Here is a 6,122-nt window from a genome sequence, read left to right as displayed (position 1 = left end):
GTGCGATCAGGCGCGGGGGTGGGCCTGGCGGTAGGCGGCGCGCAGGCGTTCCACCGAGACGTGCGTGTAGATCTGGGTGCTCGCCAGCGAGGCGTGTCCCAGCAGCTCCTGCACCGCCCGCAGATCCGCGCCGCCCTCCAGCAGGTGGGTGGCGGCCGAATGGCGCAGCCCGTGCGGGCCGATCCGGGGCAGTCCGACGGCCTCGGCGTACCCGGTGACGACCCGGCGAGCCGCCGTCGGGTGTAGCCGCCCGCCACGGGCACCGAGCAGCAGCGCGTCCCGGGAGTGGGCGGCGGTCAACACCGGCCGGCCCCGACGCAGCCACTCGTCGATCGCCTGCTGGGCCGGCACCCCGTACGGCACCGCCCGTTCCCGGCCGCCCTTGCCCAGCACCCGCACCACCCGCCGGGCGTGGTCGACGTCCGCGACGTCCAGTCCGCACGCCTCGCTGATCCGTACCCCGGTTCCGTAGAGCAGCTCCAGCAGCGCCCGGTCCCGCAGCAGCACCGCCTCCGCGGTGGCGTCCACCGTCGAGGGACCACCCGCCGGGGCGGCGCCGGACCCGTCGCCCTCGGCGCCCGGGACCGGCGGCGCGGCGTCCTCGGGCCGGGCCGCGGTCACCGGGTGGGCCGCGATCCGTCCGGGCGCCTCGACCAGAGCGGCGGCCTGGTCGGCGCGGAGCACGGTGGGCAGCTCCCGGTGTGCGCGAGGGCTCGTCAGGCCGGCCGCCACGTCGGTGGGGAGCAGCCGGCAGCGGTGCGCCCAGGCGCTGAACGTCCGCGCGGAGGCGGCCCGGCGGGCGAGCGAGGTCCGGGCGGCGCCGGTCGTCCGCTGCTTCGCCAGCCAACTGCGCAGCATCCCCAGGTCCAGCTCTGCCGGCTCGACGCAACCCATCCGGCTCGCATGGTCCAGCAACGAGACCAGATCACCCACGTACGCCCGGACGGTGTGCGCCGAGTGATTGCGCACCGTGGACAGGTGCGCGGCGAAGTCGTCCACCGCCTCGCGCATCGCCCCCGGAAGCGCCTCGTGCATGGCCCGGGTGCTCCTGGCCGACCGGCTCATCTCGTGGCGTCCTCGGCTGGCACCGGTCAAGCCTACGGCGGCCCGCGCCACCGGCACGACGCCGAGCCGCCGGGGGAGGGCTCACCGGTCCTGCCGGCCCGCTGTTGAGCTGCGGATGAGAGCGGTGACGGCCCGCAGGCAGGGTGTGCGCCGTCGACGGGGCCGGCCGTCTGCCGCGCCCACCAGCGCCGTCGAGGTGCGGTCCGGCGCCACCGATGGTCCGGTTACCTCCGGCCCGGGTCGTGCTGGTACGCGGTTCCCGTCGCCACCGCAGTGGATTACCGGGGCCGGTGCGGGGAGACTGTCGGACAACGCGTGTGAGCTCTGGGCGCAGCTCGCCGTTCGACCCGCCGGGCTCGACGAAGGGGGCCGCCGTGGGGGTGGATGTCGTCCTCTACCGGGTGGTCGGTGCCGGCCCCGACCGCCGCCGGGTGTCGTACGTCCCGGCCGAGGTGCTGCCCGATCCCGACGACGTGCTGCTCGACCTGCTCACCCGGGCCCGCGGGGGTGGGCGTACGCCGCTGCTCGACCGGGTGGACCCGATTGGTGAGTTGGTGGTCCCCGCCGACCGGGCGCCGCAGCTCCTCGCTGAGCTGCGCCGCCTGGCCGAGGCGGCCCGGGCTGCCCCGGAGCTGGCCCACCTGCGCCGGCTGGACCGGCTGGCCCGCCGCTGCCGGCAGGACGGCGAGATGGAGATCCGCTTCGAGGGGGACTGACCGGACCACGGCCACGACGGGACCCACCTGCCGCCAGGCCGCCCACCGGTGCGGTCAGGAGCCGTCGCGGGACGATCGGCGGGTGGGCGGCGACGCGAGAGCGTAGCCCTTCTCCCGGCGCACCACCAGGGCCATCTCCTCCAGCATGGACAGTTTCCGGAGGGTGGTGCGGACGGCGACTCCGGCCCGCGCGGCGAGGACGTCCACCCCGACCACGCCCCGGCGAGGCATCGACTCCAGCACCGATCTCGTGTCGTCGTCGAGCAGGTCGACGGGCCGCTGCGGGCCGCGGGGGACCGGGGCCAGGTCGCCACCGATCCGGCCCACCTCCTCCAGCACGTGGGCGACCCCGGTCACCACCCGGGCCTTCGGGTACTCCCGCAGCAACTCGTGAGCGCCGACCGACATCGCCGAGGTGACCGGTCCGGGCACCACCATCCCGGGCCGCCCGAGGGCGATCGCCCGGTGGGTCGTCTGCGTGGCGCCGCTGCGGGCCGCCGCCTCCACCAGCACGGTGCCGAGGGTGCCGGCCGCGATGACCCGGTTGCGGATGAGGAACCGGGGCCGCAACGGGTCGGCGCCGGGCATCCACTCGCTGACCAGCAGCCCGGTGTCGGCGATCCGGTCGAACAGCGCCGCGTTGCCCATCGGGTAGGGGCGGTCCACCCCGCAGGCCAGCACCGCCACCGTGAGCCCGCCAGCGGTGAGCGCGCCACGGTGGGCGGCGGCATCGATGCCGAAGGCGCCGCCGGAGACGACCGTCCAGTCCCGATCGGCCAGGCCGTAGCCGAGTTCGGTGGCGACGTGCGTGCCGTACCCGGTGGCGGCCCGAGCGCCGACCACCGCGACCGAACGGTCGAACGCCTCGGCGAGCGGCCAACAGCCGCGTACCCAAAAGCAGAGCGGAGGCGCGGTCTGCGTGTCCACCCGTCGCTGCGCGTCGGGCAGCCGGAGCCGGCGCAGATGGTCGACGCGGGCGGGCCACTCGTCGTCGCCTGGGCTGACGATGCGCGCGCCGAGTCGCTCCGTGCGGGTCACCGCCTCGGCCGCCACGGCTCGGGCGTCACCGCCGGCGGAGCGGGCGGCGACGGTGGCCCGCAGCTGCTCGTCCGGCGCGCCGCCGTCGAGCAGCAGGTCGAGTGCGGTCACCGGGCCGAGCCGGTCGACCAGGTGGTACACCGACCAGGTGCCCGGCTCGGTGAGCCAGGTCAGGGCCACCCGGGCCAGCGTCTGCTCCTCGGCGGTGCTCACGAACCTTCCCCCGTTCTGAGTTGAATGGCCTCCCGTACGTCCTCCCGGTCGGGTCGGTCCCGCCCGTCCAGGTCGGCGATCGTCCAGGCCAGGCGGATGATCCGGTCGAAGCCGCGGGCGGAGACCGAGCCGGAGTCCAGCCGTGCCCGCAGTTCGGCGGTGTCCCGGGCGGGCAGCCGCCACGGTGGGCGGCGCAGGTACGGGCCGGGTATCTCGGCGTTGAGCCGGCGGCCCAGTGCGGCCCAGCGCGCCTGCGCCGCCGCCCGGGCCGCGGCGACCCGCCGGGCCACCGTCGCCGATGACTCGCTGTCGGCGGCCGCCTCCATGAGCTCGGCCGCGCGCACCGGCGGCAGCCTCACCTGCACGTCGATCCGGTCGAGCAGCGGCCCGGAGAGCCGGCCCAGGTAGCGCCGGCGCACCAGTGGCGGGCACTCGCAGTACGCGTCGCCGGCCGGGCTGGCGCACGGGCACGGGTTGGCCGCCAGCACCAGTTGCGTGCGGGCCGGGTACTCGGCGCCGCCCCGGCTACGGGCCAGCTGGACCCGGCCGTTCTCCAACGGCTGCCGCAGCGCCTCCAACGCGCCCTTGCTGAACTCGGGCGCCTCGTCGAGGAAGAGCACGCCCCGGTGGGCCAGAGACACCGCGCCGGGACGGGCCAGCCCCGAGCCGCCGCCGACCAGGGACGGCACGGTGGCGGTGTGGTGCGGCGCCTGGAACGGCGGGCGGCGCAGCAGCCGGCCGCCCGGCGGGAGCAGCCCGGCGATCGAGTGCAGCGCGGTGACCTCCAGCGCGGCCTCGTCGTCAAGCTCGGGCAGGATCGACGGGAGTCGCTCGGCGAGCATGGTCTTGCCGGCGCCGGGCGGCCCGAGCAGCGCCAGATGGTGGCCGCCGGCGGCGGCGATCTCCACCGCGCGCCGGCCCAACCCCTGCCCGGCCACCTCGGCAAGGTCCGGCCCGGGGGTGGCCGGCGAGGGCTCGCCGACGTCGGGTTCGATCAACGGCTCCCCGTCGCGGACGAAGCTGACCAGCCGGTGCAGCGTGTCGACCGCCCGGACCCGCACGCCGGGGATGACGGCGGCCTCGGCGGCGTTGCCGGCCGGCACGATCACCCGCACGACACCGGCCCGGGCCGCCGCCGCGACCATCGGCAGTACGCCGCGTACCGGCCGGACCGTTCCGTCCAGGCCCAGCTCACCGAGGACCACGACACCCTCCAGTGGCAGCAGCGGCAACTCGCCGGAGCCGCCCAGCAGGGCCGCCGCGATCGCCAGGTCGAAGGCGGAGCCGAACTTCGGCAGGGTGGCCGGCAGCAGGTTGAGAGTGATCCGCCGGTTGGGCCACCGCTGGCCGGAGTTGACCACGGCGGCGCGGACCCGGTCCCGGGCCTCGTGCAGGGCGGTGTCCGGCAGCCCGGAGATGACCACCGCCGGCAGGCCGGGAGCCAGGTCGGCCTCCACCTCGACGAGGTGGCCGGTCACCCCGACCAGGCCCACGCAGAGCACCTTCGCGTAGCTCATGCCGGCACCGGCCCTCCACCGCCACCGCGCGGCCTGCCGCCCGATGGCCGGGCCCGGCGTACCGCGCCCGCGCGGTGGCCTGACTCCCGCTCCGCGCGCCCGGCCATTTCAGAACGCGCCTTTGAGGTGCTCGACCCGGGCCGCGCCGGCGCCGGTGAGCCGGACCGAGAGCACGTCGAAGCGCACCTCGTCGGCGGTGGTGCCGGTCTGGGCCAGCCATCGGGCGGCCAGGCCGCGCAGCCGGCGCGCCTTGGCCGGTACGACCGCCTCGGCCGGGCTGCCGAACTCCTCGGTGCGGCGGGTCTTCACCTCGCAGAAGGCGAGCACCGGCCCGTCCCAGGCGATGATGTCGATCTCCCCGGCGGGGCAGCGCCAGTTGCGGGCGACCGGCCGCAGCCCCGCCCCGATCAGGTGCCGCAGGGCGCACCGCTCGCCGTACGCGCCGACCGCCTGGCTTCGCGTCGTCATGCCGGCACGGTGCCCGGCCGTGGCCGGATCCCGCCGCCCCGCACCGCCGTCCTGTGGATGACCGGACGGGCTGTGGACGGCCGGACGATCATGCCCTCGCCGTGCTATGCGAGGTCTCGAACGGGGCCGGCGACGCGCCGGTCGGCTAGCGTGCCCGGATGAGCGCCGACTGGCGTGCCCACCGGGTCCGCGCGGCCCTCCACGGCACGAACCCGACCGTGCTGCGCCGGCTCTCCGCCGGGTTCGCGGTGATCGGCGACGTGCAGCACCTGCCCGGATACTGCGTGCTGATCACCGACGACCCGACCGCCGACCGGCTCACCGACCTGCCCCGGCACCGGCGGCTGGCCTTCCTGGCCGACATGGACCTGCTCGGCGAGGCGGTCGCCCGGGTCTGCGCCCGGCGAGACCCGGGCTTCCGGCGGATCAACTACGAGATCCTCGGCAACCTCGACACGTTCCTGCACGCGCACGTCCGCCCCCGCTACCGCTGGGAGCCGGCGGCGCTGCGCGACGGCCCCGTCTACCGGTATCCCGACGACGTGTGGCGCGATCCGGCGTACGCCCTCTGGGCCCGGCACGACGCGCTGCGCGCGCGGCTGACGGCGGAGCTGGAGGCGCTCGCCGGGGACCGCTCCTGACCCGGGCCCGGGCCGGCCCCGCAAGCGGTGCCCGGCCATGGCGGCGGTGGAGCCGGTCGCATACGGTGCCGGACGTGGACGGACGACGGAGCTTTGCCGAAGATCAGGAGTCGCGGTGGTATCCCGGCGGGGAGCGCGACCGCGGCTACGGCGAGCCGCAGTGGCGTGGCGCGGCGGAGGACCCGTACGGCGACGGTGACGTGCGGGTTCCGGAGCAGCGCGGCGGCGCGGAGGACGCCCGCTACGGCGACACCGGCCGGCGCGAGCCGGGGCGCTTGGGCTCGGTCGAACCGGACTCCGGGCGCTTCGCGGCGGTGGACGCCGACCGGGGACCGTTCGGGGGCGTCGAGGACTCCGGCCGCTTCGGGGTGACCGGGGCGGAGCCGGGACGGTTCGGTGGCACGGAGGGTGACTCTGGGCGGTACGGGGCGGGGGCCTGTCTATTATACACATCTCCGAGCCCA

Annotated in this window: 6 protein-coding genes and 1 pseudogene; 3 read left to right on the top strand and 4 right to left on the bottom strand. The window is 76.3% G+C overall.

Annotated elements, in window-relative coordinates; all coding sequences use genetic code 11:
- Nucleotides 1–6 precede the first annotated feature (6 nt).
- A complete protein-coding gene (locus tag C1I99_RS28065; RefSeq protein ID WP_111137218.1) occupies nt 7–1,065 on the bottom strand; it encodes a tyrosine recombinase XerC in 1,059 nt (352 codons plus the stop codon).
- Between the two features lie 374 nt (nt 1,066–1,439).
- Between C1I99_RS28065 and C1I99_RS28060 the strand changes: the two genes are divergently transcribed.
- Complete coding sequence (locus C1I99_RS28060; RefSeq protein ID WP_111137217.1) at nt 1,440–1,781, top strand: hypothetical protein; 342 nt, start codon at nt 1,440–1,442, stop codon at nt 1,779–1,781.
- Between the two features lie 54 nt (nt 1,782–1,835).
- Here C1I99_RS28060 and C1I99_RS28055 read toward each other — a convergent pair whose 3' ends face one another.
- From C1I99_RS28055 to C1I99_RS28045, 3 genes are all read right to left on the bottom strand, one after another.
- A complete protein-coding gene (locus C1I99_RS28055; protein WP_111137216.1) occupies nt 1,836–3,032 on the bottom strand; it encodes a DNA-processing protein DprA in 1,197 nt (398 codons plus the stop codon).
- Nucleotides 3,029–4,549, bottom strand: a complete 1,521-nt coding sequence (locus tag C1I99_RS28050; RefSeq protein WP_111137215.1) for a YifB family Mg chelatase-like AAA ATPase — start codon at nt 4,547–4,549, stop codon at nt 3,029–3,031. Before C1I99_RS28050 ends, C1I99_RS28055 begins: the two co-directional genes overlap by 4 nt.
- A gap of 108 nt (nt 4,550–4,657) precedes the next feature.
- Nucleotides 4,658–5,017 (bottom strand): YraN family protein, encoded by a 360-nt coding sequence (locus C1I99_RS28045; RefSeq protein WP_111137214.1) that lies wholly within the window; start codon nt 5,015–5,017, stop codon nt 4,658–4,660.
- A 158-nt stretch (nt 5,018–5,175) separates the two neighbouring features.
- On the opposite strand from C1I99_RS28045, the gene C1I99_RS28040 reads away from it, so the two are divergent.
- Both C1I99_RS28040 and C1I99_RS34300 read left to right on the top strand, forming a co-directional pair.
- Nucleotides 5,176–5,658, top strand: a complete 483-nt coding sequence (locus tag C1I99_RS28040; RefSeq protein ID WP_111137213.1) for a diadenosine tetraphosphate hydrolase — start codon at nt 5,176–5,178, stop codon at nt 5,656–5,658.
- Between the two features lie 37 nt (nt 5,659–5,695).
- A pseudogene (locus tag C1I99_RS34300) lies at nt 5,696–6,122 on the top strand (hypothetical protein); the annotation flags it as partial.

It is taken from the genome of Micromonospora deserti (assembly GCF_003236335.1).
GTDB lineage: Bacteria > Actinomycetota > Actinomycetes > Mycobacteriales > Micromonosporaceae > Micromonospora > Micromonospora deserti.
This window is presented reverse-complemented; position numbering and strand designations above follow the sequence as displayed.

Excerpts from the sequence above, each read along its gene's own strand:
- C1I99_RS28050 (WP_111137215.1), bottom strand. The coding sequence starts at position 4,549 with ATGAGCTACGCGAAGGTGCTCTGCGTGGGCCTGGTCGGGGTGACCGGC.
- C1I99_RS28045 (WP_111137214.1), bottom strand. The coding sequence starts at position 5,017 with ATGACGACGCGAAGCCAGGCGGTCGGCGCGTACGGCGAGCGGTGCGCC.
- C1I99_RS28040 (WP_111137213.1), top strand. The coding sequence starts at position 5,176 with ATGAGCGCCGACTGGCGTGCCCACCGGGTCCGCGCGGCCCTCCACGGC.
- C1I99_RS28065 (WP_111137218.1), bottom strand. The coding sequence starts at position 1,065 with ATGAGCCGGTCGGCCAGGAGCACCCGGGCCATGCACGAGGCGCTTCCG.